Here is a 25,493-nt window from a genome sequence, read left to right as displayed (position 1 = left end):
GTGCGGACCACCGGACCGCTTTCAGCCATTCCGGCTCTCCCAGGACGACGGGGCCGACCGAGTCGGCTGCGTCGCCGACCACTGGAGCAGGAAGCGAAGTGCCTCGTGCGACGCGGAGTCGGGTTCCGCGGTGTAGGCGATCAACTGCTGGTCGGGGTGGGTGTCCACCGAGAACTGGTGGACGTCGAGGGTGAGCGGGCCCGCCACCGGGTGGTGGTAGGTCTTCAGCAGCTGGCGGGGGCCACGCACCTGATGGCTGGACCACCAGGTCCGGAAGTCCCGGTCCTGGCTGGTCAGTTCGGCGATCAGCGCGGTCAGCGCGGGGTCGTGCGGGGTCCGGCCCGCCTCCATCCGGAGGACCGCCACGCATTCGCGGGCCGCGCGCGGCCAGTCCGCGTACAGGGCGCGGAAGGCCTCGTCCAGGAAGGTCAGGCGGATCAGGTTGCGTTCGGGCGGGGGCACCGCCGTGAAGTCGGTCAGCAGGGCGACGGCCGCGCCGTTCCAGGCCAGTACGTCCATGCGACGGTTGAGGACCATCGCCGGGACGTCGGGCATGGTGGACAGGAGGTGGCGCAGGTGCGGGGCGATCTCCGGCGGGCCCGGCCGGCGGACCGGACGCGTGGGTGCCGTCTCGGCGAGGGTGAAGAGGTAGTCCCGTTCGTCCGGGGCGAGTTGGAGGGCGTCGGCCAGCGCGTCCAGGACCGGGCCGGAGACCCTGCGGGTGCGGCCCTGCTCCAGCCGGACCACGTAGTCGATGCTCACGTGCGCCAGCTGGGCGAGTTCCTCGCGGCGCAGGCCCGGTACGCGGCGCGGCCGGCCGTCGTCCGGGAGGCCCGCCCGCTGCGGGGTGAGGGCGGCGCGGCGGGCGCGCAGGAACTCGCCCAGTTCGTTGTCGGAGGCGGCGGCACCGGGGCTGCTGGTCATGGGTTCAGTGTCCGCCCGGTCGGTCGCCCCGTGCCTGGTACTGGAGTGCATAGGCAGAGTCCTCCCTGGTGGCGGCCGTTCGTGCGGGGCGAACGTGGGGGCATGAGGACCGACATCACCTTCCCCAGCGCCGGACTGAAGATCTCCGGCCATCTGTACCTTCCCGACGAGGCCGCCGCCGGGCCGCGTCCCGCCGTCGTCGTCGGGCACCCCGGCACCGGGGTGAAGGAGCAGGCCGCCGGGCTGTACGCGCGGCGGCTCGCCGAGCACGGCTTCGTCACCCTGGCCTTCGACGCCGCCCACCAGGGCGAGAGCGAGGGCGAGCCACGGGGTCTGGAGGATCCCGCCCAGCGGGTCGAGGACCTCAGGGCCGCCGTCTCCTTCCTCACCACCCGGGAGGAGGCCCACCCCGACCGCGTCTCGGCGCTCGGCATCTGCGCCTCCGGCGGGTACGCCCTCGCCGCCGCCGCGACCGACCGGCGGATCAGGGCCGTCGCCACCGTCAGCGCCGTCGACATCGCCCGCCAGTTCCGCCACGGCGCCGACGGGGCCCAGGATCCCGCCGTCCTCCACGGCATGCTGGCGGCGGCAGCCGCGGCGCGCACCGCCGAGGCCCGGGGCGAGGGGGTGGGGAGCTTCCCGCTCTTCCCCGCCACCGAGGAAGAGGCGCTGGCCGGCGGGGAGCACGTGCACGCGGGGTGGGAGTACTACCGCACGCCCCGCGCCCACCACCCCCGCTCGGCCGAGACCCTGACCTGGAACAGCGTCGACCGCATCGCGTCCTTCGACGCCTTCCGCTCCCTCGACCTGCTCGGCCCGCGCCCGCTGCTCATGATCGCCGGACGGAAGGCGGTGACCTCCTGGATGAGCGTGGAAGCCTTCCAGCGGGTCTCCGGTCCCAAGGAACTGTTCTGGATCGACGGCGCGACCCACGTCGACCTCTACGACCAGGACGCGTACGTCACCCCGGCGGTCGAGAAACTGGCCGGCTTCTTCCGGTGATCCCTCAGTTGTTCCAGGTCTCGTCGTACGGGTCGGCCGGCGTCGGGATCGGCTTGGCCTCGGTGACCTGGAGGAACGGGATCGGGCCGCCGTTCACCGGGTCGCGGGTCTGCCGGGCCGTGTATGTGCCGGTCACCTGGAGCCAGGCGTCCGGCTGGAGGACCGGGGGGATCTTGCCGGTCAGGGCCACCTTCACCGGCTGGGCGTCCGCCGCGCAGCAGTTGAGGGCCATGCGGACCAGGTAGGGGGTGCCGGCGGTGTCCACGGCCACGAAGCCGGAGATACGGACGCTGTGGCCGTCGAGCGAGCGGCCGTGGTCGTACACCGCCCGGCCCGCGTAGTCGACCAGGGCGAGCGGTATCGGGTCCCCGGCCGGCAGCTTCGTGTAGCCGTACGGCTGTTGCAGGGCCGTGCCCGCGCGCAGGGCGCTGTAGGAGCCGAGCGCGGGCGGCGCGATGAGGATCAGGGCCAGGAGGGGGAGGACCAGGAGCCAGGAGATCCGGGGTTCGGGGTGGCTGTGGTCCGTAGCGGTGGAAGTAGCGGTCGATGCGGTACGACGGCGGCTGCGGCGCCACTCGTACCACGCCGTCGCCAGGGCCGAGACGATCAGGACCACGCCCGCCGCCAGCAGCAGCGGGCGCAGTCCCGCCTTCACGTAGCGCAGATAGAGGTCGGTGGCGCCCGCGTGCAGCAGGGCCGCCCCCACCAGGAACATCATCGCCGCCTGGGCCTGCCGGTTCACAGCAGCACCGCCCCGGTCAGGACGGCGCCGGCGATCGCCGCGGCGAAGGTGGCCGGGGCGAACCGCAGAGCGAAGCCGCGGCCGAAGGTGCCCGCCTGCATCGCGAAGAGTTTGAGGTCGATCATCGGGCCCACGATCAGGAACGCCAGCTTCGCGGTGAGCGAGAACTGGGTGAGGGACGCCGCCACGAAGGCGTCCGCCTCCGAGCAGATGGAGAGGAGTACGGCCAGGATCGACAGGGCGAGGATCGCGATCACCGGGTTGGCGGCGGCCGTCCGCAGCCACTCCGCCGGGGCCACCGCCTTCAGCGTCGCCGCCGCCATCGCACCGACGACCAGGAAGCCGCCCGCGTGCACGGTGTCGTGACGGACCGAGTCCCAGAACGCCTCGGCCTTGGTCTCGCCCTCGTGGTGCGCGTGCGCCGGCAGGCGCAGCCAGTCGGTACGGCCCAGGCGCTGCCACAGCCAGCCCATCCCGCACGCCACCAGCAGGCTGCCGGCGAACCGCGCCAGCACCATCTCGGGGTTGCGCGGGAACGCCACCGCCGTCGCCGTCAGCACGATCGGGTTGATCGCGGGGGCGGAGAGGAGGAAGGCGATGGCCGCGGCCGGGGTGACGCCCCGGCGGACCAGGGCGCCGGCCACCGGGACGGACGCGCACTCGCAGCCCGGCAGTACGGCGCCGGCCAGCCCCGCGACGGGGACGGCCAGCGCGGGGCGGCCGGGCAGGGCACGGGCGAAGAAGGACGGGGGCACGAAGACCGCGATCGCCGCCGAGAGCAGCACGCCGAGGACGAGGAACGGGAGCGCCTGGACGACCACCGCCACGAACACCGTCATCCAGCTCTGCATCACCGGCTTCGACAGCGCGCCGCGCACCGGGCCCTGGAACACCACGACCAGGAGGAGGAGCAGGGTCAGGGCCAGGGGGGAGCTGAGATGCCAGCCCTCCTGGCCGGGCGGGGTGCGGGTGTCGTCGCCGGGGGTCCCGTCCTCGGACGCGTGGCCGGGCGGGGCGGCTTCTTCGGTGATGGCCACGGGTGGGATACCTCCGGCACTTCGGTCAGATCCGGGATTATGCTCCCTCCCCTTCCCTACGGGCGGTTCGGGGCGGCTGTTCACTTCGTTGCTGGAACCATGCGTCCCGTTGAGGCAGTCTTTTCCCTTGTGGCGAGCGTTCCGTATCAAGGTGGTGGCGCCCCGGCGCCCATGGTGGTCTGCGGCGACGACGGGCTCGCGCACCGGCTGGCGGCCGAGTTGCGTGTCGTGTACGGCGAGCAGGTCACCCTTGTCGTACCGCCGAACTCGCGGATCGCCAGGCCGCCGGTGGTCGGACGGGCCCGGGCCGCCTCGGCCGCGCTGCTCGACCGGGTGGTCAGCGCCGCCGTCGGACGGGCCAACGGGAACGGCAACGGCAACGGCGGTACCGGCCCGGTCACCGGTGAAGGCCCGCGCGGGGAGCGGGTGCTGGAGGCCGTCGAGGCCACCGAGGCCGTGCTCGCCGAGGCGGGCGTGGAGCGGGCCGCCGCGCTCGCGCTCGTGTACGACGACGACGAGACCAACATCCGGGCCGCCCTCACCGCCCGCCGGCTGAACCCCCGGCTGCGGCTCGTGCTGCGGCTGTACAACCGGCGGTTGGGGCAGCACATCGAGGAACTCCTCGACCAGGCCGCCGTGTTGGCGGTCGGCGACACGGACGGCGGGGCGGGCGACACGTCCACGACCGTACTCTCCGACGCCGACACCGCCGCGCCCGCGCTCGCTGCCACCGCGCTGGCCGGTACCGGCAAGGTCATCCAGACGGACGGGCTGGTGCTGCGGGCCGTGGACCTGCCGCCGGGGGCCCTCGCCGGTCCTGACGCCGACCAGGGGCTGTGCACGCTGGCGCTGTTCTCGGCGAACAGCAACGGTCCCGAACCGGCCGAGGGCACCGGGGAGCAGGGGCCGCGGCTGCTGCCCGACGACGCGGAGGTACGGGCCGCGGGTGAGCGTGGCGTGATGGTGCTGGAGCAGGTGTCCTCGTCCGCGGCGGCGGCGCAGGACCGGCGCCGGGTCGGGGTCGGGGTCGGGTTCGTACCGCTGCTCGTGTCGCTGTTCTCGCGGCGGCTGCGGTGGTCGCTGGCCGGGGTCGTGGGGTGTGTGGTCGCGCTCGCGGTCGCACTGTCGGTGGTGACGGGTATTCATCCGGTACGGGCCTTCTACTACACGCTCCTCGACCTGTTCGCCATCGACGATCCCGCGATCGGACAGTCGCTCGGGCGGCAGATCCTTCAACTGCTCTCCGGGTTGATGGGGTTGCTGTTGCTGCCGGTGCTGCTGGCGGCGGTGCTCGAAGCGCTCGGTACCTTCCGGACGGCTTCTGCCCTGCGGAAGCCGCCGCGGGGGCTGAGCGGGCATGTGGTGCTGCTCGGGCTGGGCAAGATCGGGACGCGGGTGCTGACGCGGCTGCGTGAACTGCATGTCCCCGTGGTGTGCGTCGAGTCCGATCCGGAGGCGCGCGGGCTGGCGGTGGCCCGGCGGCTGCGGGTGCCGGTGGTGCTCGGGGATGTCACCCAGGAGGGGGTCCTGGAGGCCGCCAAGATCCATCGGGCGCAGGCGCTGCTCGCGGTGACCAGCGCGGACACGACGAATCTGGAGGCCGTGCTGTACGCGCGGGCGGTACGGCCGGACCTGAAGGCCGTACTGCGGCTGTACGACGACGACTTCGCGACGGCCGTGTACCGGACGCTGCGGGCCGCGCATCCGCGTGCGGTCACCCGGAGCCGGAGTGTGTCCTATCTGGCGGCGCCGTCCTTCGCGGGGGCGATGCTGGGGCGGCAGATTCTCGGGGCGATTCCGGTGGAGCGGAAGGTGTTGCTGGTGGCGGCGGTGGATGTGAGCGGGCATCCGCAGTTGGAGGGGCGGACGGTGGACGGGGCGTTCCGGGCGGGCGCGTGGCGGGTGCTGGCGCTGGAGGGGCGGCCGGTTGCCGGGGACTATCAGCTGCGGGCCGGGGACCGGGTGGTGGTCGCGGTCACTCGCAGGGGGCTGGCGGAGCTGTCCGGACGCCGGGTCCCGCCTGCCCACCCACCCGACTCGCTCGGTTGAGAGGTGGGGTGGGTGGGTCGCTCGGGCTCAGTCCGTCGGTGCGGTCGCCGTGGCTGTGAGGTGGGTTTCCGCGAACTCCATTTCCAGTCTCAGCTGCTTGATCCGTTCGTCGACGACCAAGGAGCCGTGACCCGCGTCGTAGCGGTAGACCTCGTGGGGAGCCGAGCGGGCGGCCAGGCGGGTGACGTAGTTGTCGATCTGGCCGATGGGGCAGCGGGGGTCGTTGACACCGGCCGAGATGTAGACCGGGGCCTTGACGTCGTCCACGTAGGTCAGGGGCGAGCTGGCGGCGAAGCGGTCCGGGACCTCCTCCGGCGTGCCGCCCAGCAGCGTGCGGTCCATCGCCTTCAGTGACTCCATCTCGTCGTGGTACGCCGTGACGTAGTCGGCGACCGGGACGACCGCGATGCCCACCGCCCAGGAATCGGGCTGGGTACCCAGGCCGAGCAGGGTCAGGTAGCCGCCCCAGGAGCCGCCGGTCAGGATCAGCCGGTCGGGGTCGGCCAGCCCGGACGCGATCGCCCAGTCCCGTACCGCCGCCACGTCCTCCAGCTCGATCAGGCCCACCCGGTGCTTCAGCGCGTCCGTCCAGGCGCGGCCGTAGCCCGTGGAGCCCCGGTAGTTGATGCGGACCACCGCGTAGCCGTGGTCCACCCAGGCCGCCGGGCCCGCCGCGAAGCTGTCGCTGTCGTGCCAGGTCGGGCCGCCGTGCAGGTCGAAGACGGTCGGCAACGGGCCCTGCGCTCCCGCCGGCTTCTGGATCAGCGCGTGGATACGGCCGCCGGGACCCTCCACCCAGGCGTCCGAGACCGGGACGGACGGGGGGCACTTCATGCCCGGAGGGTCCAGGACCACCTCGCCCGTCGTCGAGCGGACCACCGGCGGCTCGGCGGCGGAGGACCAGAGGTACTCGACGGTTCCGTCGGGGCGGGCCGTGGCCCCGGAGACCGAGCCCGCCGGGGTCGGGATCGGGGTCAGCTCGTGCGTCGCCAGGTCGTAGCGGAACAGTTCGCTGCGGGCCTTGTTGCTATGGGCGATCAGCAGCGCGCTGCCGTCCGGATACCACTCCGCGCTCACGTCACCCGGCAGGTCGACGGTCAGGTCCGTCTGCTCGCCGGTCACGACGTCCCAGACCAGCGGTTCCCAGCGGCCGCGCCGCTGGTGGCCGATGAGCAGCCGCGGGTCGCCGTCGACCGGGGCGAAGCCCAGCACCTCCAGGCCCAGTTCCTCCGTGCCGCCCTTGGTGTCGTCCAGCTCGGCGACCGGCGTGGCGTCCGGGCGCAGCACGCGCAGCGCCGAGTGCATCGCGTCACCGTGCTCGGTGTGCTCGATCGCGATCAGCGAGCCGTCGTGGGAGAGGTCGCCGACGCCCGCCGACTCGGCGTGGCGGTAGATCTCCAGCGGCGCCTTCCCCTCCTCGGCCAGGTAGATCGTCGTACCCTCGTCGTCCGTGGAGCGGCCGACGACCGCCGTACGGCCGTCCCGGCCCAGGGCCAGGCCCGAGGGGTACGACGGCTCCAGGCCCGGCGTCGCCTCCTCGTCCGCGCCGCCGCCGAAGGGCTGGCGGCGCCAGACGCCGAACTCGTCGCCGTCCTTGTCGTCGAACCACCAGATCCACGCGCCGTCCGGGGAGAGCAGCCCGTCCGTCGTGCCGTTCGGCCGGTTCGTCGCCTGGCGCTGCTCCCCGCTCGCGCGGTCCCAGGCGTACAGCTCATACGTCCCCGTCGCGTTCGACACGAACAGGGAACGGTGGGGGGCGTCCTCCGCCCAGTCCGGAAGGGAGACCCGAGGAGCGCGGAAGCGCTTCTCCCAGTCCGGCATGTCGCTCTCACTCATGGCCGCAGTCATGGCCCCATAGTGCCCGTCTCCGCCCACAATGCGCTGGCGGGTGTCCTCAGCCTGTGGATAACTTTGCGAGCGGCCGCACACGCGGGGCCGACCCCACTCCCAACCCCCCGCAAAGCGCCCCGTACCGTGGACGGCGTGTACCGCTTTCTGCTGACACCCCGTTGGTGGGGCATCAACGTCTTCGTGCTGCTCGCCATCCCGTTCTGCGTCTTCATGGGGTCGTGGCAGCTGAGCCGCTTCGAGTCGCGGGTCGCGGCGCACCGCAGCGCCGACAGGCAGGTCGAGGCCGCCCGGACGGAAGCGGCCCGGCCACTGGCCGACCTGCTCCCCGTCGACCAGTCGACCTCCGGCAAGCGGGCCACCGTCAGCGGCCGGTACGCCAAGCAGCTGCTGGTGCCCGACCGGCAGCTCGACGGCAGGAACGGCTTCTACGTCCTGACCCTGCTGCGCACCGACTCCGGCCAGGCCCTGCCCGTGGTCCGCGGCTGGCTGCCCGGCAAGGCCGACGCGGCCAAGGCGCCCGCCCCGCCGGCCGGCGAGGTCACCGTCACCGGCGCCCTCCAGGCCTCGGAGACGCCGGGGGACAACGGCGTCAGCGCCCAGGGCGGGCTGCCGTCGGGGCAGACGGCGGCGATCAGCGCGGCCTCGCTGGTGAACCTGGTGCCGTACCGGGTGTACGACGCGTGGATCACGCTGGAGAAGGCCGACTCGGGCATGAGGCCCGTGCCGGCGACCGCGCCGGACAACTCGGGGCTCGACCTGAAGGCGTTCCAGAACCTCGGCTACACCGGCGAGTGGTTCGTGTTCGCGGGGTTCGTGGTGTTCATGTGGTTCCGGCTGCTGCGCCGCGAGGCGGAGTTCGCCCGGGACGCGGCGCTCGGCCTGGTTCCGGACGAGGAGACCCAGGCCCAGCAGCCGACCGCCGTCTGACGGGCGCCGCCGGCGCCGCCCCCGCGCCGCCGGTCACACCGCCGGCAGGACCCCGGTCCAGTAGACCGTCCCGGCGCACGCGTTCGTCACCGTCGCGGAGCCGGTCGGGGACCCGGCCTCCGGGGTGTACGAGATCGCGACGCTGCCGTCGGCCGTGCCGTCCTCGGTGAGCAGCTGGGTGGTGGTGCCGTCCGACCCGGATGTGGTCGTACCGGTGCTGCTGCCGGTGTCCTCGGAGGGGCTCGGGGAGGGCGTGCTGCCGCCGGTGCCGCCGGTGTCGGTGGAGCCGTCGGTGCCGGAGCCGCTGGTCGGGCAGGTCTCCAGGGGTACGAAGCCGAACTTCTCGTCGTAGGCCGCGCCGGGTGCCAGGACCAGGCCGGTCAGCTCGGTGGACGGGTCGGGGAGCCCGGCCGCCGCGTCGCCCGAGGTGTGCCGGACCGCGCTGAGCTTGGTGCCGTCGGCCGCGCCCTGCGGGAGCAGGCCCACGCTGCCGGGGCCGCCGACCGTACAGCTCGTCTTCGAGACGTTCACGACGCGGAAGGTGCCGTAGACGACGCCCGTCGAGTCGGGGGCGTCGACGGTGGCGGTCGGGGTGGCGAGCTGGTCCGAGGTGCAGACCGGGGCCATGGTGTCGGCGCTGGCCGAGGGGACGACCTTGGTGCCGCCGACGGCGCCGGTGCTCTCGTCCTTGCCGCTGCCCTTGGTGCCGCCCGGACGCTGGCTGGCGGCCTGGCCGCTGGTGCCGCCCGCGGTGCTGGAGCCGCCGTCCGGGTTCTTGCCGCCGGTGGCGCCGCCCTGGGCCTGGGAGGCCTGGCCGGCCATGGACGTGTTGGGGTCGGTGCCGCCGGAGTTGGAGACGTGCACGAGGGCGGGGATCGCGGTGCCGATGAACAGGGCGGCGGCCGCCATGCCGACGGTGGCATGCCGCTTGCGGGCGCGGCGGGCCGGCACCGCGCGGCGCAGGTGGTCGAGGACACCGTCGCGCGGTGCGAGATCGTCGACCGCGGAGTGCAGCATCCGGCGCAGGGCCAGTTCGTCGCCGCCGAGCCCGTCATGCCCGGGGCCGAGCCCGTCAGAGCCCTGTCCGAGCTCCTCGGGGCCCTTTTCGTCGGGGCCGTGGTTCACAGTTCCGTTCCCAGCGTGCGATTGCGTGTGCTCTTGCTCGTGGTCCCGCGCCGGCTCTCGCCGACCGGCAGGTTCATGATCCCGCACCGGCTCCCCCACTTCGCGGGAACCCTGCGGCTCGTGACCGGCACCGCGCGGCACACCGTCCCCCGGTGCACCGTCCCGTGTCGGCTCGTGCCAAGCGTAGGGCTCGTGGCGATCATGTGAGTCGCCTCCCTCGGGGCTGTCCGTCATGCCAACGACTCCATCGCCACCCGCAGCGCCGCGATGCCGCGCGAGCCGTACGCCTTCACCGAGCCCAGCGAGATGCCGAGCGTCTCGGCGACCTGGGCCTCCGTCATGTCGGCGAAGTAGCGCAGCACGAGGACCTCGCGCTGGCGGCGCTGCAGGCCCTTCATCGCCTGGATCAGGTCGCGCCGCTCCAGCTGGTCGTAGGCGCCCTCCTCGGCGCTCGCCATGTCGGGCATCGGCTTGGAGAGGAGCTTGAGGCCGAGGATGCGGCGGCGCAGCGCGGAGCGGGAGAGGTTGACGACCGTCTGGCGGAGATAGGCCAGGGTCTTCTCCGGGTCGCGGACGCGTTTGCGGGCGGAGTGGACACGGATGAACGCCTCCTGGACGACGTCCTCGCAGGAGGCGGTGTCGTCGAGGAGGAGCGCGGCGAGGCCGAGAAGCGAACGGTAGTGCGCCCGGTAGGTCTCGGTGAGGTGGTCGACGGTGGTACCGGCCGCCGCCGTCTCCTCGGTGCCGTCGCGCTGGCTGGGTATGCGGGTGGGCCGCGCTGCGGGCATGGGCGCGATCACCGGCATGCCGCCGGCCGCGCCGGACACGCGGGGCCGCAGGCCCGCGCGGGGCGGCCGCAGGGCCGTCGCGCCGAGGGGCGCACTGAGTTCGAGTACCTCTGCCACGTCAGTTGGACACGCCTACCCCCGTCGAGGTTGTACGTGCCGGGCATTACTTTCGTGTCAGGCGCGCCGGGCGGGGTCGCGCCGGGCATGCCGGGTCGGCCGGCCCGCGCGGTCGAGACCGTTCTCCGCGCGCCCGGCAATACACCCGGCGGTGCCTCACATGCCGTCATGCGTCCCGCTCTTCCCTTGTATCCCATTTGAACGGGCGTCCCCACGCCCCGATCACGGCGTCCCCACGCCAGGATCATGCGTCCTCACGACCCGAGGGCCGGCCGCGTAAGCGCCCAGTAAGAGCGCGACCGCAAAGACGCTCCCCGCCGTCCGCGTGGTTGCGGAGGACGGGGAGGAAAATCTTCGAACGCCGAGGGGGCGGGATTCAAGTGGTTTGGACCATGCTCATGGCCACATTTCTTACCCGGACCCTGCATGTGGGCCCGCTCCCACCCGGGGCGTTTGCCGTGGTCACCGGCTGTTCACGCGAACTCCGCCAGGCCTGAACGGCCAGTCAGTTCCGCCGCCACCAGCTCGGCGATCTGCGCGGTGTTCAGAGCGGCACCTTTGCGAAGATTGTCCCCGCAGACGAAGAGCTCCAGCGCGGTCGGGTCGTCGAGCGCCCGCCGTACCCGCCCGACCCAGGTCGGATCGGTGCCCACCACGTCGGCGGGCGTCGGGAACTCCCCGGCGGCCGGATTGTCGAAGAGGACGACACCTGGGGCGGTGTCCAGGATCTCCCGGGCCCCGTCGACCGTGACCTCGCCCTGGAACCGGGCGTGCACGGTCAGCGAGTGCGTGGTGATCACCGGGACCCGGACACAGGTCACCGCGACCGGCAGCTTCGGCAGCCCGAGGATCTTGCGGGACTCGTCCCGCACCTTCATCTCCTCCGACGACCAGCCGTCCTCGCGCAGCGACCCGGCCCACGGTACGACGTTCAGCGCGACCGGCTCCGGGAACGGCCCGGTGAGGTCCCCGACGGCCCGCCGTACGTCACCGGGCTTGGTGCCCAGCTCCGTACCGGCGACCATCGACAGCTGGGCCCGCAGCGTCTCCACGCCGGCCCGCCCGGCCCCGCTCACCGCCTGGTACGACGACACCACCAGCTCGCGCAGCCCGAACTCGGCGTGCAGCGCGCCCAAGGCGACGATCATCGACAGGGTGGTGCAGTTGGGGTTGGCGATGATCCCGCGCGGCCGGCTGCGGGCGCAGTGCGGATTGACCTCGGGGACGACCAGCGGCACCTCCGGGTCCATCCGGAAGGCGCCGGAGTTGTCCACCACGACGACACCCTTGGCCGCGGCGATGGGCGCCCAGCGCGCGGACACCTCGTCGGGCACGTCGAACATCGCGACGTCGATCCCGTCGAAGGCCTCCTCCGACAGCGCGACGACCTCGACCTCCACCCCGCGCACGGTCAGCTTGCGGCCGGCCGAGCGCGCGGAGGCGATCAGGCGGATCTCGCCCCAGACGTCCGCCCGCTGGGACAGGATCTGGAGCATGACCGTGCCGACGGCCCCGGTCGCCCCCACGACCGCGAGCGTCGGCTTGGCGGTCATCGGCCGGTGCCTCCGTAGACCACGGCCTCGTCGCTGTCGGAGTCGAGCCCGAAGGCGGTGTGCACGGCGCGCACGGCCTCCGGCACGTCGTCGGCGCGGGTGACGACCGAGATACGGATCTCGGAGGTCGAGATCAGCTCGATGTTCACGCCCGCGTCGGACAGCGCCTCGAAGAACGAGGCGGTGACCCCGGGGTTGGTCTTCATACCCGCACCGACCAGCGAGATCTTCCCGATCTGGTCGTCGTACCGGAGCGAGTCGAAGCCGATGCCCGACCGGTTGCGCTCCAGGGCGTCGATGGCCTTGCGGCCCTCGGTCTTGGGCAGCGTGAACGAGATGTCCGTCAGGCCGGTGGCCGCGGCGGACACGTTCTGCACGACCATGTCGATGTTGACCTGGGCGTCGGCGATGGTCCGGAAGATCGCGGCGGCCTCACCCGGCTTGTCCGGCACACCGACGACCGTGATCTTGGCCTCGGAGGTGTCGTGCGCGACACCGGAGATGATGGCCTGCTCCACCTTCTTGTCCCCAATCGGCTGACTGCTGACCCACGTGCCCTGGAGTCCGCTGAAGCTGGACCGGACGTGGATCGGGATGTTGTAGCGGCGGGCGTACTCCACACAGCGGTGGAGCAGCACCTTGGAACCGGAGGCGGCGAGCTCCAGCATGTCCTCGAAGGAGATCCAGTCGATCTTCCGCGCCTTCTTCACCACGCGCGGGTCGGCGGTGAACACACCGTCGACGTCGGTGTAGATCTCGCAGACCTCGGCGTCGAGCGCGGCGGCCAGCGCCACGGCCGTGGTGTCGGACCCGCCGCGCCCCAGCGTGGTGATGTCCTTCTTGTCCGCGCTGACGCCCTGGAACCCGGCCACGATGGCGATGTTGCCCTCGTCCAGCGCCGTCCTGATCCGTCCCGGCGTGACGTCGATGATCCGGGCTTTGTTGTGGACCGAGTCGGTGATGACGCCTGCCTGGCTGCCGGTGAACGACTGGGCCTCGTGGCCCAGGTTTTTGATCGCCATGGCCAGCAGCGCCATGGAGATCCGCTCTCCGGCGGTCAGCAGCATGTCGAACTCACGCCCGGCAGGCATCGGGGACACCTGCTCGGCCAGATCGATCAGCTCGTCCGTCGTGTCGCCCATCGCGGAAACGACGACAACCACCTGGTTGCCGTTCTTCTTCGCTTCCACGATTCGCTTGGCGACGCGCTTGATGCCCTCGGCATCGGCAACGGAGGAACCTCCGTACTTCTGCACGACAAGGCCCACGTGCGCTCCTCGCTCGGTTTGTCTCTGTCGGCTCAGTTTAACGAGCGGTCGAATTCCACCAGCGTGCTCCCGCATGGTGAGACGTCCTGGCGGGGTGTTCCGCCGCTCGCTTCCGGGACGGAACATGCCCCGTGCGCGGCACACCACGCGGAAAGTGCCCCGGCTCACAGTGCCGCCGGCTCGCGTCCGCTCAGCCCCGCAGCAGGCTGACCCCGGCGCCGAGCGAGACGACGCCCATGCCGACGGCGGTCAGCACGCCCTGTGTGCCGTCCACGGCGAAGGGGGCGACGGCGGCGACGACGAGGTTGAAGAGGAAGAGGAACCACAGGACGGGGCGGGAGGAGAGCAGCGGCTTCATCGGGGAGATCCTTGTCGGCTGGTCGGGCTGGTTGACCTGGCGGGATCAACCATTCCGGCTCCGGAGGGCAGCGACGAGGGAGTGCGCTGCCCGACCGTTGGTGTAGGCAGGTACACCATGACGGCGCTGATCCTTCTCTCCGGCATCGTGCTGCTGGGCGCGAGCGTGCAGTGGCTGACCGGCATGGGCTTCGCGCTGGTCGCCGTACCGGCCCTGATCCTGCTGCTCGGCCCGGCCCAGGGGGTCGCCCTGGCGAACTGCGCGGCGGGCGCGATCAGCGTGGTGGGCCTGGCGGGCGGCTGGCGCCGGGTCCGCCCGGCGGCGATGGTCCCGCTGTGCGCGGCGGCGGCCTGCACGGTCCCGGCGGGCACCTGGGTCACCCGGCAACTCCCGCAGCCATTACTTCTGTTGCTGATGGGCGCCCTGGTGACGGTGGCGGTCGCGCTGGTCATGCGGGGCGCCCGGCTCCCCGCGCTGCACGGCCGGGCCGGGGCACTGACGGCCGGCGCGGTGGGCGGCTTCATGAACTCGGCGGCGGGCGTGGGCGGCCCCCCGGTCTCCCTGTACGCGCTCAACGCGGGCTGGACGGTACGGGAGTTCGTCCCCAACGCGCAGTTCTACGGCGTGGTCGTCAACGCGTTCTCGGTGACCGCGAACGGGATACCGGCACTGAACGCCGGGGAGTGGGCGGCGGCGGGCGGGGCGATGGCGGTGGGCGGGGTGATCGGCCGCGCGGTGGGCGACCGCATGCCGGACCGGCACGCCCGCCGACTGGTCCTCCTGCTGGCCCTGACGGGCGGGGTGACCGCGGTGGCGAAGGGGGTGTGGACGCTGTGACTGTCGCGGTAGGGCGCCTCAGTCCACGAACTCCTTGAGGGTCTCGGTGTCGAGAGTGATGTTCACCGGTTCCGGAAGCTTCACGGCGGCTCCGAACGGCAGTTTCTCCTCGTGCCGGTAGCGGCCGTCCTCCGGCTGGTTGAAGACGACGATCGAGCAGTCGTCACGGTCGATGAGGAGATAGACGGGGATGCCGGCGGCGGCGTAGCCGTCGGGCTTCTCGACGCGGTCGCGCTGGTTGGTGTCGGAGTCGAACGAAGTGATCTCGACGGCCATCGCCACGCCGCTGGTTTCCGACCACTCGCCCTTACCCTTGAGGCTGCCCTTGGGCACGAGAACGCCGTCCGCGCGGGCGCGCCCCTTGCGATACGCCTCCGTCTTGAGGCCTCGCTCAGGATGCAGCCTCAGATCAGGGCGCAGCTGCATGCACTGTTCCAGGAGCCACATGTAGATCTCGCTGTGGTTGCCGTCCGGCAAGGGCTTGACCTGGACCTTCCCATTGATGAACTCCAGCCACACGGTTTCGGGGGCATGGCGTTCGAGCTGCTCGAACTCCTCGACGGACATCTGCGGCTGGTGCTCGGTCCTGGGGGTCATGGCGTCGCCTCCTCGACTCCATACTGCCCTGACCGGCACTTCCTGCACGCTCATACGTCCCTCCCGGTCCGCGAACTCCCGAGCTTCGGACGCATGCCGCCTGCCGCCCGTACCTCCGCCGCCCGGCGGGCGACATCCACAACGTCCGGGCCCGGACCCGGCAGGAAGGTGTCGGGGACGTATCCGAGGGGCGGCTCGCCGGCTTCCTCCGCCTCCATCTCCGCGCGGCACTCGGGGCACAGACCGTTGACGATCTCCGTCGTCAGCTCGTCCTCGTCGCAGGTGACGCAGCACATGATCACGCGGGTGACACGGGCGCGGCGCGGGGCGGCCTTCTGCCGTACCTTCGCCTTCTTCGGGGGCATCTTGTCCTCCAGTCGTCTGCGGGCGAGTCCGCCCGGGTTGGTGACATCGGACGGGAGTCCGTCCGTCAGGGCGCGGACGATCTCCTGTGGTGTCGACCCACGTGACAGCCACTCGGCGGTGAGGGATTCGAGGGACCGGCAGTCGGACTCGGACAGCGGCATCCGGGGGTCGGCGTCACGGAGTCCGGCGAGGGTCCGGTACGCCGTGCTGGTCGCCGGTTCGGTGTCGGACTCGCAGACGGGCGCAGTGTCCGGCTCAGCCTTCTCCGCCGCGTCCTCCTCCTCGGCACGGGCCAGGCCCGGCCGGTAGTACTCGTCGACGATCCTCCCGTCGCGCTTGCGCGCGAACTCCGCCCACCACTCCGGTGACCTGGGCGTACGCGACCAGTACGTCCGCGTGACCCAGCGCATCGAGTTGTCCTCGACGGTGATGTGCTCCCTGATCTGCTTCAGGTGACCGGCGTCGCTCAGCCGCCGCAGCGACGTACGCGTGGCCTGCTGGCCGTAGCGGGGGTGTTCCGCCGCGATCGCCTTGTAGCCCATCGCGTGGCCGTCGTCGAGGTGGTCGACGAAGACGGCGAACTCGCGGTCACGGGGGCTCAGGTGTGCGAAGTCCGCGTCCGCGTGCGGGTCTTCGTCACCTGTTGAGCGCTTCCCGTAACCCGTTTTGGCCATGGGGTGTGACGGGGACGGCAGGGCAGGACTAGGCTGGCAGTAAGCCGCCATCGAAAGCTCGATTCGATGAGTAGGTCGAGGCCCCGGAGCCGGTGTTCCCGCACCGACCGGGGCCGATCTATTGCCGCGAACCTAGAGCGCCTTTACGTTCCGACGCAAGCCGATCACGGAACGTCACTCTTTCGAGGTAGGCGGGCTCAACTCACGTTCAGGCTTGGCTGGTTGGGTTGGTTTTCGACCATCCCCAAAACCCAGAAACCAATGGAGGAGCTCGAAGCCCGAGGCTCGGAGCCCGGGGCTCGGAGCCCGGGGCTCGGAGCCCGGGGCTCCGGTCGCAGCCACCGCCGGGATTACTCGTTCCGGAAGAAACTCGCAAGCCGACTTCGGCGTGTGGGAGCGGGAGTTTGCGGGACGACGGGGTCCGTGGCCTTCTTCAGGATGGCCAGTTCGGCGCGAGAAGGATGGCTGCGGCGCGCGAGCTGCAACAGCCCTGGAAACGTCGTGTCCTCGCCAGGGCCATTGCCCTGGCGCAACTTCACGAGGATGTCGCAGAGTTCCGTAAGCGACAGCATCCCGGCATAGTGGTCCATGAGCACTGCGCGCTCGTCCGTCTTGGCCATCCGGAGAGCATGGACCAGTTCGTCGGTGGAGCACGGTCCGGTGTAGGCGTGCAGAAACCGTGCGGCTTCCGCCGGCTGCGACGCAGCGGCCAGCGTTGCAGCGAGACGGGGAAACAGCCGGCGGCTCGCGGGGTCCTCACTTTCCTCGAACGCCGCTCCCGAATTGCGCAGTGACTCCAGCAGCAGGACCACGTCCGTGACCCCACGGTGCCTCAAGAACAACTCCAACGAACCGGGGTCGAGTCCGTCCTGATCGAGCAATGCCTTGTACACCATGGCCGAGACAAGGTCAGACCGCGGACAGATCCGCATGGCCCAGGGCTGGACAGCACTGGGCAGGAGCGCCTCGGCAGCCAGCAACTCCGGCGGAAGACACTCGGCCAGTTCGCCCAGGATGCGGTCGAGGCGCTCCCGGGACGCGAGGGGCCGTAAGGCCTCCAGTACGTCAGGCAACCGTCGGCCCTCAGCCGCCGCCGTCAGCAGGCGGCCGCGGCTCTCGCCGAGCGGCCCCGTCCCTGCCCCATTGACGACGGCGGCCAGTTCCATGGCCGAACGCCGCACGGCGGAGTCCAGCACGGCCGAAGCGGCCGCTGTCAGGCCCGCCTCACGCAGAACGCTCTCCTGGTCCAGCAATGCGGGCAGCAGTTGTCCGGCGAGGAACCCGCGAAAGGCCTGCCATTCGGGCGCGGGCGCTGCGGTGCCTGGATCCGGCCTCGTCATGCCCAGGCCCCGGACCAGCCCGGCCAGATCCCCCGGAGCCACCTGATCGAATGCGGCTCGCAGCACGAGCACGGCGGGCATGAACCGGTCGGCGCCGTTCAGGGCACCGGCGATCCGGGCCAGGCTCGTCGGCGGGGTGTGGGCGGCCAGGCCGTGCAGGATTCGCGCCTGTCGCAGCGCCTCGGGTGCCACGTCCCAGAGCAGCGTCAGCAGGTCGGTGAGCTCCTGGACATCACGGTGCCGTGCGGCGGCTCCCAGGAACTTCCGCGCCCAGTCCATCTCCTCCCGGGAGAACAGGCGACGCAGAGACTCCACGATCTCCGGAACCGGCCTGGCCTGGGCCGCCGTTTCCAGCACCTCCCGAGCCTCCGCACGCATCCTTCCACGGTCCAGCTGACGGATGAGTTCCGCCAGAGCCCTCGGATCCGACAACTCGGCGGCCAAGCTCAGCATGGTGCCGGCGTCGGCAGTAAGCTCCGCCGACCCCAGACGGTGCATCGTGTCGTATATCTTCCCTGCCCCTCCCCTCATGGCGACGCCGCGAAGGAAGAGCCGTACATCACGGGGCACATCGCCGCCCCTCCCGTCGGCTCGCATCCCACGCACCACCTCGACCACCGTCTCGGGCGGGGACCACCCGCCCAACTGGCACAGCACATGATCGGCGGCGGTGTTCGGGGCGCTTCGCCGCAGCCCCGTCACCAGTTCGCGCAGTACCTTGAACGGATTTTCGCTTAAGAGCAGTTCGACCATCCTGCGGGCGCTCCCCGTCGCCTCCCCGGTCGTCAACAGGTTCACCAGGGCGGTAGCAGAGCCGATGGGATCCCTTCGGCTGGCAACGGCGAACAGCTGGTCGGCCTCCGTGGTCATCCCCCTCGCGCCCAACCTGGTGGTCAGCAAGATCAGATCGACCACAGGCCGACGACTGGCCCCCTTCAAGATGGTTCGTACCGCGTCGTCAGCCCCGGCTTCTCCGAGCGCGCCGACCAGACCGGGCAAGTCGGCGACGGGGCGGTACTCACCCACGCGCTCCCCCATCTGTCGCCCGGCATCGCTGTTCTCCCTTGTGCTCAGGGTGCCGAGCAGATCGGTCAGCTCGTCGAGTGGGCGCCGCCCGGCCACCGCGTTGCGCAGAAAGACGTGCCATCTCGTCAGGCGCGCTCGAGGTACCAGGGCATCGGAGAGTTCGGCCAACGGCAGCCGCAGCGCGGCCCTCTCCGCCGCCTCCCGAATGTCGTCCTCGGCTCCCGCATCGCACAACTCCTCGCAGACCGAGGGCAGGTCATCCCGTACCCCCGGCGAGAACAGGCTCCCGATCAACCGCACTGCCTCCGTGCCCATCCCGGCGGTACGGATCGCGCGGCACACGTCGACGACGGCGGCCACGTCAAGCCCGGCGACCCCGGCCACAACGTGCTCGGCCTCCTCGTCGTGGCCGCTGACGGTCAGCGCCTCGATGAGGCGGGGCAACTCGTCGATGGGGCGGCCCCGCAGCCACAGTTCGAGCACGACCCGCACATCCCGGTCAAGCCAGCGCGAACCGAGCAGCCTGACCAGGCAGAGGAGCTCCACAAAGCCCCGGCGTCGGATGCAGTGACCCAGGAAGTCGTCGACCAGATCGTGCTCGACGTCCTCCTCACCGTGACCGACGTCCCTCAGCGACCTCACGACGTCGACCAATTGGGTCACCGTCAAACGATCGACCGCTGCCTCAAGTACCACGTTCACATACATGTCCGTGTCAGGGACGCGAGCGAGGAGGTGCAGCACCAAGGCGACCGCGACCGGTCCGGCCGTCGCCACGTGGCCCAACAACGCGGGCAGATACTGGTCCCGTTCCTCCGCCCGCAGCACCTGGACGCAGGCAAGCAGTTCCGGCGCCGCACGCCTTGCAGCCGCAGCCAGCAGCCGCTCGCGGTCGCCTCGACGCCCGCCCGGACCGCTCAACGCATCGAGCACGGCGCCGAGTCCATCACTCGGGCAATGCCGACCATATTGATCCAGGACGGCATTCGCGGCGCGCAGCAGTCCTGCCCGTCTCAGCACCGCGACCAGGGCGGGGAGTTCATCGGGCAGGCGGCTCCACACCGTGCCGTACAGCAATCGCCCCGACTTCTCGGCGAGCCCGCTTGCGTACAGCGCCTCCACGACCGCCACCACGCCGGCCGAGTCCCGGGTGGTCGCGAAGCGGTTGAACGTGTCCTCCACCGACCCCGGCGGTACGCCTTGGAACACTTCGTCCGCCGGACGGACACGCAACGCGGCGCTGAACACGGCGAGTTCCGTGTTCTCCAGCCCCATGCCGTGCAGCGTTCGCAGCAGGTCGAACAGGGCCGGCCCAGGGCGGCGCACCGCACAGGCGTCCCAGATGCGTGTCCGTGCCTCCTCGGGGACCAGCTCCGCCAGCTGGACGACGAGGGCCGGAGAACCGGTGGCGGCGAGATCGAGTAGCGGGCCGTCGTCGTCGTGGTGCAGGAACCGGTACTGGGCGAAGGCCAGTTTCCGCAAGGGGTCCTCGGCAGGGCCGTGGTCGGAGCCGTCCGAGCGCTCGTCCTCGTCCTGCTCGGTCGGCGGTTCCGCTTCCGTGTCCGCCAAAGGCCCTGCCACCGGGAAGTCGTCGCGGTCACCGCGGATACGCACCCGCTGCACGATCGTCGTCTTGCCGTAGGCCCTGTGCAGTTCCTCCACCCGGTCCTGGACGTCCTCCTCCAGAGCGCGCAGGTCCAAGGCGCCCCGGTGGCCCAGCAGCACGTCCCGGACCGCGCGGGAGAAGAGGCTGAAGGACTCACCGGACCGCGTGCCGCAGTCGACGCCGTCACGAACGCGTTCGTCCGCGCGTACGAACCGCGCTTTCTGTCCCTCCGAGCAGGCGTACACCCACGCAACCTTCTGGTGCAACGCATGGTCGATGTCGCCTCGCGACCAGCCCAGGCTCGGGCTCATGGTGTCACCGTGGAAACCCGGTCGGAGCCCGTCCCGGCAGGCATCGACAAGAATCACGATGCGGCCGGCCGGTGCGGCCTGCAACTCGCGCCGCCAGTCGAGAGCGACCAGGCCGGTGTGGAAGGGCTCGATCTCCGGATGCGCGTCCTCCGGCAGGAAGTAGTCCTGCGCCCCGGCGTGGTAGCCATGCCCGCTAAGACAGATCAACAGTGTGTCGCCGGACCTGGAGCGTCGGAGAAAACGGCCCACCTCCAGGTTGACGAAGTTCGCGCTGACCTGTTTCCGCGGGCGGGCGATGACGACGTCGTCGTACGACCGCTGCCGCAGGGCCTTGCCCAGCGCGGCCATGTCTTCCGGGACGAAGGGCAGCGGTGCGATGCCCGGTGCGTCGTAGTCACTCGCTCCGATCAGGAGCGCCATCATCCGGCCCATGATGCGCGTCCGGGCGCGTGCTACTGCCGGAAGACCAGCGTGATCGCGCGGGTGCCCTGCACCTGGGACGTACCGACGAGTTGGATACCGCCGCTCGCCGTTACCTGGAACTGCAGCTGTGCCTCCCGCAGGGGCAGCGTGCCGTCCTGTGCGGCCACGTCGGCGAAGACCTGCTGGAGTGCGGTGACCGTCTCGGTGAGGTTCTTGCGGAGCGGCCCGAGCGGCACCTGCCTCAGAACGGTCTCACCGCCGCGCCCGAACATCCCCATCGCATCGGAACCGTCGTCCTCGTCGGCCGACACCCAGAACGCCAGCGAAGGCTCACCCACCAAGACCTCATCGGCCGCACCAGTTTCACTGGACTCGCTCAACTGTCCCCCCGCACAACGAACTTCGGGCTCTGCGGAAACGCTCCCGAGCATGCACCCAGGTTAGCCCCGAGCCCGCCCATGCAGGAGCCGTCGGGGGCAGCATGAAGAGGTTCGCGCGTCTATTTCTTCGCCGGTCCCAGCCCCAGCGACCCGCCGATCTCCTCCTGCATGACCTGGCCCGCCTCGAACTCCAGCGTCTCGTCGCCGATCGTGTCCTGGTCCGTGTCCAGGCCGTCCAGCTCCGCCAGGGGCTGGTTGAGGCGGACGTGGATGAGGATGGACTGGAGGGCGCGCAGGGTGGCGGAGGCGGTGGGGCCCCAGTTGGAGAAGTAGGAGAACTGCCACCACCACAGGGCCTCCGTGGTGCGGCCGGCCCGGTAGTGGGCCATGCCGTGCCTCAGGTCGGTGATGACGTCGGCCAGGTCGTCCGAGATACGGGCCGGCACGGGCGCCCTGCGGGGCTCGTACGGGTCGAAGACCTCGGAGTAGACGTCGATGGGCTCCAGGAGGCGCGCGAAGTTCTCGCGGAGCTGGTCGACGTCCGGCTCGGGGCCCAGGTCCGGCTCGTAGCGCTCGTCGGGGACGATGTCCTCGTGCGCGCCGAGGCGGCCGCCGGCCAGCAGCAGCTGGGAGACCTCCAGGAGGAGGAAGGGGACCGCCGAGTCCGGCTCGTCGCCCTTCGCCACCTCCGTGACGGCCACCAGGAAACTCTCGACCTGGTCGGCGATCTGGACCGCGAAGTCGTCGGGGTCCTGGGCGGTAGCGTGCAGTGTGGCGTCAGACATCTAGGAGTCGTCTCCCCTCGAAGGCGCGGCCGAGGGTGACCTCGTCCGCGTATTCCAGGTCGCCGCCCACCGGGAGGCCGCTGGCCAGGCGGGTGACCTTCAGGCCCATGGGTTTGATCATGCGGGCGAGGTAGGTGGCGGTCGCCTCGCCCTCCAGGTTCGGGTCCGTGGCCAGGATGAGTTCGGTGACCGCGCCGTCTGCCAGACGGGCGAGCAGCTCCCTGATCCGCAGATCGTCGGGGCCGACGCCCTCGATCGGGCTGATGGCGCCGCCGAGCACGTGGTAGCGGCCGCGGAACTCACGGGTGCGCTCGATGGCGACCACGTCCTTGGGCTCCTCAACCACACAGATCACCGTCTGGTCGCGGCGCGTGTCGCGGCAGATGTTGCACAGCTCCTCCTGTGCCACGTTGCCGCAGGCCGCGCAGAAGCGGACCTTCGCCTTCACCTCCAGGAGGGCCTGGGCGAGCCGTCGTACGTCCGTCGGCTCCGCCTGCAGGATGTGGAAGGCGATCCGCTGCGCGCTCTTCGGACCGACGCCGGGCAACCGCCCCAACTCGTCGATGAGGTCCTGGACCACGCCTTCGTACAACGGACTGCCCTTCCTGGAGTCTTTCGGTACGTACCGTAGTTGGCTGCCGCCTGTCCTAGGAAGGCGGTGCGGGTGTCGCGTGGGCGACGAACATCAGAACGGCGTGATCACGGCGGTGGGATCAGAACGGCAGACCGGGGATTCCGCTGCCGCCGCCCAGGCCCTGCGCCAGCGGGCCGAGCTTCTGCTGCTGGAGCGCCTGGGCGTTCGCGTTGGCCGCCTGGACGGCCGCGACGACCAGGTCGGCGAGGGTCTCGGTGTCGTCCGGGTCCACCGCCTTCGGGTCGATCTTCAGCGCGCGCAGCTCGCCGGCGCCGGTCACGGTGGCCGTCACCAGGCCGCCGCCCGCCTGCCCGTCGACCTCCGTGTTCGCCAGCTCCTCCTGAGCCCGTGCCAGGTCCTCCTGCATTTTCTGGGCCTGCTGGAGCAGCTGCTGCATGTTGGGCTGGCCACCACCGGGGATCACGATCAGCTCCTGGGTCCGCGTCCGTGTCTTGTTGGTTCTGCTCTGCTGTGGATGAGCCTACGTGGTCGACGCAGCCATCGCCCCGCCACTCTTTCGAGTGAGAATCCTGGCGGCCCTATACCTGATCAAGGCCCACTTCCGAGCGGAAAAGAGGCGAAAGCAAGGCCTTCGCCACCCATTGGGCGGTAGGAAGGGTTCCCGTCGTCAGCATCCATTGTCACGTCCAGTGCGAGGGCCGGGGCCATGCGCAATGACGGTCTGATATCACGGAACGTGATCGGTTGTGATCAGTAGGGAGTGCCGGGTGGGCCAGCCGGAGATGCAGCCCGAGGGACCGCCTCAGGACGGGCGGGGCGAGGGTGCGGCCGGACTGCGGCCGGGTGATCTGACCGGGCGGCCGTTCCCGCTCGGGGACTGGGGCGAGCCGGCCGAGCGGCTCGACGAGCTGTACCGGTGGGTGGAGCGCGGGGCACTGGTGACCGCCGAGTGGTATCTGTCGGACCGGGTGTGGAAACGGCGGGGGGCCCGGGCGCTGCGGTGCGGCGCGGCCGTGGGCGCGGTACTGGGCGCCGCGCTGCCGCTCCTCGACCTCACCGGGGTGGTCAGCGGGGTCGCGCCCTGGGGATACCTCGCGCTGCTGATGGCGGTGGCGTGCGTCGGCATCGACCGGTTCTTCGGGGTGACCTCCGGCTGGATAAGGGACATGGCGACCGCGCAGGCCGTGCAGCGACGGCTTCAGGCGCTTCAGTTCGACTGGGCGGCGGAGAGCGTGCGGGAGGTGCTGGGACCGGCGGAGGGCACGGCGAGCGAGGCGGCCGAGCGGTGCCTGGCGGTGCTGCGGCGGTTCTCGGAGGACGTGACCGAGCTGGTCCGCACGGAGACGGCCGACTGGATGGTGGAGTTCCGCACGGGCCCGGCACCGCTCGGCATGCAGGCGACGGTGACGGCGGGCCCCCGCGCGGACGCGGGACATCTGAACGGCCGCTTCCCGCTGCCCCCGGGCACGAACGGAACCCGCCCGAACATGCCCAGACAGCGGCCGCCGGAACCCCGGTGAGCAGATTTGTTAAGACGGCCTAATGTCTTGACATCGGCGGAAGCGGCCCCGCATCGTGAGCGGACAGTCTCCGGAACGGTCCGAAGAGGGGCAGCCACATGGTGCGTACGCTCGGCGTCGCCGTCGTCGGGTTCGGCTGGATGGGGCGGGTGCACACCCAGGCCTACCAGCGGGTCCCCCACCACTTCCCGCAGCTGTCCGTACGCTCCGAGCTGGTGACCGTCGCCGAGGAGGTGCCGGGCCGGGCCGAGGAGGCCGCCGCACAGTTCGGGTTCGCGTCCACCACCCGGGACTGGCGCGAGGTCGTCGCCGACCCGCGCGTGCACGCCGTCAGCATCACCGCGCCGAACTTCCTCCACCGGGAGATCGGCGTCGCCATGGCCGAGGCCGGCAAGCACATCTGGATCGAGAAGCCGGTCGGTCTCACCGCCGAGGACGCCGGCGCGGTCGCCGACGCCGTCGGGAAGGCGGGCGTCCAGGGCACGGTCGGCTTCAACTACCGCAACGCGCCCGCCGTCGCGTACGCCCGTGACCTCATCGCCTCCGGCGACCTGGGCACCGTCACACACGTCCGCATCCGGCTCTTCAGCGACTACGCGGCCCACCCCGACGGCGCCCTGACCTGGCGCTACGAGCGGGCCCGCGGCGGTGGCGGGGTCCTCGGCGACCTCGCCTCGCACGGCGTCGACCTGGCCCGCTTCCTGCTCGGCGACATCGAGTCGCTGGCCGCCGACACCGCCGTCTTCATCCCGGAGCGCGCCCGCCCCACCGGCGCCACCGCCGGCCACACCCTGGCCACCGGCGGCGCACTCGGCCCGGTCGAGAACGAGGACTACGTCAACTGCCTGCTGCGCTTCGCCTCCGGCGCCCGGGGTGTCCTGGAGGCCTGCCGGGTCTCGGTCGGCGAGCAGAACAACTACGGCTTCGAGGTGCACGGCACCAAGGGCGCCGTCTTCTGGGACTACCGGCGGATGGGCGAACTCGGCGTCAGCCGCGGCACCTCCTACCAGGACCAGCCCGTCAGCACGGTCCACGTAGGCCCCGGGCACGGCGAGTACGGCGCCTTCCAGCCCGGCGCGGCCAACGCCATGGGCTACGACGACCTCAAGGTCGTCGAGGCCCGCAACTTCCTGCGCTCCATCGCCGAGGACACCCCGTACGGCCCGACCCTGCGGGACGCCGTGCACAGCGCGACCGCCCTCGACGCGATGAGCCGCTCGGCCGCCCAGGGCACCTGGGTGAGCCTCGACTGACCACCACGGCTCAGCGACCGGGCACCTGCCCGTGCGTGC

At 71.2% G+C, this 25,493-nt stretch carries 22 protein-coding genes; 6 read left to right on the top strand and 16 right to left on the bottom strand.

Translation table 11 applies throughout. The annotated features are described in order from the left end of the window. Window positions 1-21: 21 nt before the first annotated feature. Window positions 22-924, bottom strand: coding sequence for a helix-turn-helix transcriptional regulator (locus ACGFZQ_RS40345; protein ID WP_393844591.1), 903 nt, complete (start codon window positions 922-924; stop codon window positions 22-24). Between the two features lie 102 nt (window positions 925-1,026). Between ACGFZQ_RS40345 and ACGFZQ_RS40340 the strand changes: the two genes are divergently transcribed. Beyond that, window positions 1,027-1,926 (top strand): alpha/beta hydrolase, encoded by a 900-nt coding sequence (locus ACGFZQ_RS40340; protein ID WP_393844590.1) that lies wholly within the window; start codon window positions 1,027-1,029, stop codon window positions 1,924-1,926. Window positions 1,927-1,930: 4 nt separating this feature from the next. Here ACGFZQ_RS40340 and ACGFZQ_RS40335 read toward each other — a convergent pair whose 3' ends face one another. Beyond that, on the bottom strand, window positions 1,931-2,668 hold the full coding sequence (locus ACGFZQ_RS40335) for a TIGR03943 family putative permease subunit (RefSeq protein ID WP_393844589.1): 738 nt from the start codon (window positions 2,666-2,668) through the stop codon (window positions 1,931-1,933). Next, window positions 2,665-3,705 (bottom strand): permease, encoded by a 1,041-nt coding sequence (locus ACGFZQ_RS40330; protein WP_393844588.1) that lies wholly within the window; start codon window positions 3,703-3,705, stop codon window positions 2,665-2,667. The genes ACGFZQ_RS40335 and ACGFZQ_RS40330 overlap by 4 nt, the downstream gene beginning before the upstream one ends. 171 nt (window positions 3,706-3,876) lie before the next feature. Here ACGFZQ_RS40330 and ACGFZQ_RS40325 point away from each other — a divergent pair, with 171 nt between their 5' ends. Beyond that, the gene (locus ACGFZQ_RS40325; protein ID WP_393844587.1) at window positions 3,877-5,754 is read left to right on the top strand and encodes an NAD-binding protein; all 1,878 of its coding nucleotides are present in this window, start codon (window positions 3,877-3,879) and stop codon (window positions 5,752-5,754) included. A gap of 27 nt (window positions 5,755-5,781) precedes the next feature. Here the strand turns inward: ACGFZQ_RS40325 and ACGFZQ_RS40320 are convergent, their stop codons facing one another. Then, window positions 5,782-7,590 (bottom strand): prolyl oligopeptidase family serine peptidase, encoded by a 1,809-nt coding sequence (locus ACGFZQ_RS40320; protein ID WP_393844586.1) that lies wholly within the window; start codon window positions 7,588-7,590, stop codon window positions 5,782-5,784. 147 nt (window positions 7,591-7,737) lie between these two features. Here ACGFZQ_RS40320 and ACGFZQ_RS40315 point away from each other — a divergent pair, with 147 nt between their 5' ends. After that, the gene (locus ACGFZQ_RS40315) at window positions 7,738-8,532 is read left to right on the top strand and encodes an SURF1 family protein (RefSeq protein ID WP_393844585.1); all 795 of its coding nucleotides are present in this window, start codon (window positions 7,738-7,740) and stop codon (window positions 8,530-8,532) included. Between the two features lie 33 nt (window positions 8,533-8,565). Here the strand turns inward: ACGFZQ_RS40315 and ACGFZQ_RS40310 are convergent, their stop codons facing one another. The 5 genes from ACGFZQ_RS40310 to ACGFZQ_RS40290 all read right to left on the bottom strand — a co-directional run bounded on the left by ACGFZQ_RS40310 (window position 8,566) and on the right by ACGFZQ_RS40290 (window position 13,741). Beyond that, window positions 8,566-9,657 (bottom strand): hypothetical protein, encoded by a 1,092-nt coding sequence (locus ACGFZQ_RS40310; protein ID WP_393844584.1) that lies wholly within the window; start codon window positions 9,655-9,657, stop codon window positions 8,566-8,568. A gap of 230 nt (window positions 9,658-9,887) precedes the next feature. Beyond that, window positions 9,888-10,562, bottom strand: coding sequence for a SigE family RNA polymerase sigma factor (locus ACGFZQ_RS40305; RefSeq protein ID WP_393844583.1), 675 nt, complete (start codon window positions 10,560-10,562; stop codon window positions 9,888-9,890). A gap of 473 nt (window positions 10,563-11,035) precedes the next feature. Next, window positions 11,036-12,115: an aspartate-semialdehyde dehydrogenase gene (locus ACGFZQ_RS40300; RefSeq protein WP_393844582.1), complete on the bottom strand. Its 1,080-nt coding sequence runs from the start codon at window positions 12,113-12,115 to the stop codon at window positions 11,036-11,038. Next, window positions 12,112-13,383: an aspartate kinase gene (locus ACGFZQ_RS40295; protein WP_351740445.1), complete on the bottom strand. Its 1,272-nt coding sequence runs from the start codon at window positions 13,381-13,383 to the stop codon at window positions 12,112-12,114. Before ACGFZQ_RS40295 ends, ACGFZQ_RS40300 begins: the two co-directional genes overlap by 4 nt. Window positions 13,384-13,573: 190 nt before the next feature. After that, window positions 13,574-13,741, bottom strand: coding sequence for a hypothetical protein (locus ACGFZQ_RS40290; RefSeq protein ID WP_351740448.1), 168 nt, complete (start codon window positions 13,739-13,741; stop codon window positions 13,574-13,576). A gap of 117 nt (window positions 13,742-13,858) precedes the next feature. Here ACGFZQ_RS40290 and ACGFZQ_RS40285 point away from each other — a divergent pair, with 117 nt between their 5' ends. Next, window positions 13,859-14,578, top strand: coding sequence for a TSUP family transporter (locus ACGFZQ_RS40285; protein ID WP_393844581.1), 720 nt, complete (start codon window positions 13,859-13,861; stop codon window positions 14,576-14,578). 18 nt (window positions 14,579-14,596) lie between these two features. Here the strand turns inward: ACGFZQ_RS40285 and ACGFZQ_RS40280 are convergent, their stop codons facing one another. From ACGFZQ_RS40280 to ACGFZQ_RS40250, 7 genes are all read right to left on the bottom strand, one after another. Further along, window positions 14,597-15,175: a Uma2 family endonuclease gene (locus tag ACGFZQ_RS40280; protein WP_393844580.1), complete on the bottom strand. Its 579-nt coding sequence runs from the start codon at window positions 15,173-15,175 to the stop codon at window positions 14,597-14,599. 50 nt (window positions 15,176-15,225) lie between these two features. Beyond that, window positions 15,226-16,215 carry a hypothetical protein gene (locus ACGFZQ_RS40275; RefSeq protein WP_393844579.1) on the bottom strand — a complete coding sequence of 330 codons (990 nt, stop codon included), beginning with the start codon at window positions 16,213-16,215 and terminating at the stop codon, window positions 15,226-15,228. Window positions 16,216-16,565: 350 nt separating this feature from the next. Beyond that, on the bottom strand, window positions 16,566-20,921 hold the full coding sequence (locus ACGFZQ_RS40270) for a caspase family protein (RefSeq protein ID WP_393844578.1): 4,356 nt from the start codon (window positions 20,919-20,921) through the stop codon (window positions 16,566-16,568). A 29-nt stretch (window positions 20,922-20,950) separates the two neighbouring features. Then, a complete protein-coding gene (locus ACGFZQ_RS40265) occupies window positions 20,951-21,259 on the bottom strand; it encodes a hypothetical protein (protein ID WP_393844577.1) in 309 nt (102 codons plus the stop codon). 161 nt (window positions 21,260-21,420) lie between these two features. After that, window positions 21,421-22,086, bottom strand: a complete 666-nt coding sequence (locus tag ACGFZQ_RS40260; protein WP_393844576.1) for a DUF5063 domain-containing protein — start codon at window positions 22,084-22,086, stop codon at window positions 21,421-21,423. Beyond that, window positions 22,079-22,678, bottom strand: coding sequence for a recombination mediator RecR (gene recR / locus ACGFZQ_RS40255; protein ID WP_351740456.1), 600 nt, complete (start codon window positions 22,676-22,678; stop codon window positions 22,079-22,081). The genes ACGFZQ_RS40260 and recR overlap by 8 nt, the downstream gene beginning before the upstream one ends. Before the next feature lie 121 nt (window positions 22,679-22,799). Further along, window positions 22,800-23,144: a YbaB/EbfC family nucleoid-associated protein gene (locus ACGFZQ_RS40250; RefSeq protein ID WP_351708258.1), complete on the bottom strand. Its 345-nt coding sequence runs from the start codon at window positions 23,142-23,144 to the stop codon at window positions 22,800-22,802. Window positions 23,145-23,448: 304 nt separating this feature from the next. On the opposite strand from ACGFZQ_RS40250, the gene ACGFZQ_RS40245 reads away from it, so the two are divergent. Together ACGFZQ_RS40245 and ACGFZQ_RS40240 are read left to right on the top strand one after the other, a co-directional pair. Further along, window positions 23,449-24,201: an SLATT domain-containing protein gene (locus ACGFZQ_RS40245; protein ID WP_351708254.1), complete on the top strand. Its 753-nt coding sequence runs from the start codon at window positions 23,449-23,451 to the stop codon at window positions 24,199-24,201. A 98-nt stretch (window positions 24,202-24,299) separates the two neighbouring features. Further along, window positions 24,300-25,454: a Gfo/Idh/MocA family protein gene (locus ACGFZQ_RS40240; protein WP_393844575.1), complete on the top strand. Its 1,155-nt coding sequence runs from the start codon at window positions 24,300-24,302 to the stop codon at window positions 25,452-25,454. Window positions 25,455-25,493: the final 39 nt, after the last annotated feature.

Source organism: Streptomyces sp. NPDC048254, assembly GCF_043201895.1.
Taxonomy (GTDB): domain Bacteria; phylum Actinomycetota; class Actinomycetes; order Streptomycetales; family Streptomycetaceae; genus Streptomyces.
This window is presented reverse-complemented; position numbering and strand designations above follow the sequence as displayed.